The sequence below is a fragment of the Aeromicrobium sp. genome (genome assembly GCF_014378035.1).
In the GTDB taxonomy this organism is placed as follows: Bacteria; Actinomycetota; Actinomycetes; order Propionibacteriales; family Nocardioidaceae; genus Aeromicrobium.
Genome location: NZ_JACMOM010000251.1, coordinates 1 through 2,420, shown reverse-complemented (window position 1 = coordinate 2,420; position 2,420 = coordinate 1). Strand labels below are relative to the sequence as shown.

4 protein-coding genes and 1 tRNA gene are annotated in these 2,420 nt (G+C 68.1%); 4 read left to right on the top strand and 1 reads right to left on the bottom strand.

The window, feature by feature from the left end:
* Positions 1-98 precede the first annotated feature (98 nt).
* A tRNA-Glu gene (locus tag H7290_RS13355) sits at positions 99-174 on the bottom strand.
* A 77-nt stretch (positions 175-251) separates the two neighbouring features.
* Between H7290_RS13355 and H7290_RS13350 the strand changes: the two genes are divergently transcribed.
* The 4 genes from H7290_RS13350 to H7290_RS13335 form a co-directional block, all read left to right on the top strand.
* Entirely contained in the window at positions 252-602 is a 351-nt protein-coding gene (locus tag H7290_RS13350) for a metallopeptidase family protein (protein WP_290514506.1), read from the top strand.
* Complete coding sequence (locus H7290_RS13345) at positions 595-1,266, top strand: pirin family protein (RefSeq protein WP_290514505.1); 672 nt, start codon at positions 595-597, stop codon at positions 1,264-1,266. The genes H7290_RS13350 and H7290_RS13345 overlap by 8 nt, the downstream gene beginning before the upstream one ends.
* Before the next feature lie 4 nt (positions 1,267-1,270).
* Positions 1,271-1,696 carry a type II 3-dehydroquinate dehydratase gene (gene aroQ, locus H7290_RS13340; protein WP_290514504.1) on the top strand — a complete coding sequence of 142 codons (426 nt, stop codon included), beginning with the start codon at positions 1,271-1,273 and terminating at the stop codon, positions 1,694-1,696.
* A 96-nt stretch (positions 1,697-1,792) separates the two neighbouring features.
* The coding region (locus H7290_RS13335; protein WP_290514507.1) for an FAD-binding oxidoreductase at positions 1,793-2,420 on the top strand (628 nt) is incomplete at its 3' end.

Below are 2,420 nucleotides of genomic sequence, written 5' to 3'. Positions count from 1 at the left end.
TTCCTGTCGCCAAACTGTTCCCCATCGGGAAACAGGCTGAGCGGTTGTCCACGTTGCTGGAAGCCATCTCCGCAGGATAGGAAGCTTTGTTGAACGGCTGGTACCCCCAACGGGATTCGAACCCGTGCTACCGCCGTGAAAGGGCGGCGTCCTAGGCCGCTAGACGATGGGGGCCTGAAACCCGTTCAGCATAGTGGGTCTCCGGCATGGTGTGCACATCGCATCGGGGAGGCATCAGGCAGGATGGTGGCATGTTCGAGGTGAGCGAGGACCGGTTCGCACAGCTCGTCGAGGAGGCGTTCAACGCCGTGCCCGCCGAGCTCGCGGCGCTGCTCGACAATGTCGTGCTCTTCATCGAGGACGATGCGCCCGCCGACGACCCGACGCTGCTGGGCTTCTACGACGGCATCCCGCTGACCGAGCGTGACTCCTCCTATGGTGGCGCGCTTCCCGACCGCATCTTCGTCTACCGCAACCCGACGCTCGCGATCTGCGAGTCGGAGGCCGAGGTGATCGAGGAGGTCGGCATCACCGTGGTGCACGAGATCGCCCATCACTTCGGCATCGAGGACGACCGGCTGCACGAGCTCGGCTATGCCTGAGGTCCACCGCGCCGACGACCGGTTCCTGACGCGGGGCGACGGTGTCTCGACCCGCCACAGCTTTTCGTACGGCGACCACTACGACCCCGCCAATGTCGGCTTCGGCCCGCTCATCGCCCTCAACACCGAGACGGTCGACGCGGGTGGTGGCTACGACGTGCACCGCCATGCCGACGTCGAGATCGTCACGTGGGTGCTGCGGGGCTCGCTGCTCCACGAGGACTCGACGGGTCGCCGCGGCATCATCGAGCCCGGCACCGCCCAGCGCCTGAGCGCCGGCACGGGGGTCGAGCACTCCGAGCGCAATGCCTCGACCGACGAGCCGCTGGTGTTCGTGCAGATGATGCTGGCGTCGGACCACGACACGGCGCCGGAGTATGCACAGGCGGACGTGACACGCGGGCCGGGCCTGACGGAGACGATCGACGTACACGCGCGCGCGACGTTGCTCGTCCTGCACCTCGAGGCGAGGGCGTTCGTCACGATCCCCGACGCACCCCGCAGCCTCGTGCACGTGACGGCAGGAACGGTGAGCCTGAAGGTGGGACAGCCACAGGACACCGAACTCCACGAGGGCGACGAGGCCCGACTGACGGCAGCCGGTGAGTACGCTCTGAGTGCGTCGGCCCCCGCCGACGCCCTGATCTGGCAGCTGGAGAGATGACACGATGACCGTCCTCGTCCTCAACGGACCCAACCTCGGTCGCCTCGGCGTCCGCGAGCCCGACGTCTACGGCACGGCCACCTACGCCGATCTCGTCGCGGGGGGTGACCAGGTGGCTGCCGAGGCCGGGCTCGAGGTCGACGTGCGCCAGACCGATGCCGAGTCCGAGATGATCGGCTGGCTCCACGCCGCCGCAGATGCGGGCTCGGCCGTCATCCTCAACGCCGGCGCGTGGACCCACACCTCGGTCGCCGTGCGCGACGCCGCCAGTCAGCTCAGCGCCCCGCTCGTCGAGGTGCACCTGAGCAACGTCCACGCCCGCGAGGAGTTCCGCCGCACCTCCTACCTGAGCGACATCGCGGCCGCCGTGGTCGTGGGCATGGGGCTCGAGGGCTACGCCGCCGCGCTGCGCTACCTCGCAGCCCGATAGCCCTCGAAGACCATGGGTGGAGCCGCGACGAAGGGTGAGATGCTGGTCTCACCAGGTGACCTGCCGACGGTGGCGGGGTGCGACAGGCTTAGCCTGATGCACGTGAAAGGTCGGCAGTCCCACCAGAAAGCCGTGGCCCGGCTGGTCGCGTCCTACGGGCGCATAGCCCCCGGCAGCCGCATCCGTCTGGCCAAGAAGACCTCGAACCTCTTTCGCCCTCGTACCGCGGACCGGACGCCCGGTCTGGACGTCAGCGGGCTTGACGGTGTCATCGAGATCGACGTGGAGGCACAGACCGCCGACGTCCAGGGCATCTGCACCTACGAGGATCTCGTCGCTGCGACCCTGCCGCTGGGCCTCATCCCCTTCGTCATCCCCCAGCTGCGCACGATCACGCTGGGCGGCGCCGTCTCCGGGCTCGGCATCGAGTCGACGTCGTTCCGCAACGGGCTGCCCCACGAGTCGGTGATCGAGATGGACATCCTGACCGGCTCCGGCGAGATCGTCACGGCCACGCCCGACGGAGACCACCTGGATCTCTTCGACACGTTCCCCAACTCGTACGGCAGCCTCGGCTACGCGACCAGGTTGCGGATCAAGCTCGAGAAGGTCCCACGGTTCGGGATGCTGCGCCAGGTACAGGTGGCCGACGCGGCCGCCGCGGTCAAGGCGATCGACATCATCACTGAGTCCGGTGAGTGGCACGGCCAGCGCGTCGACGGCC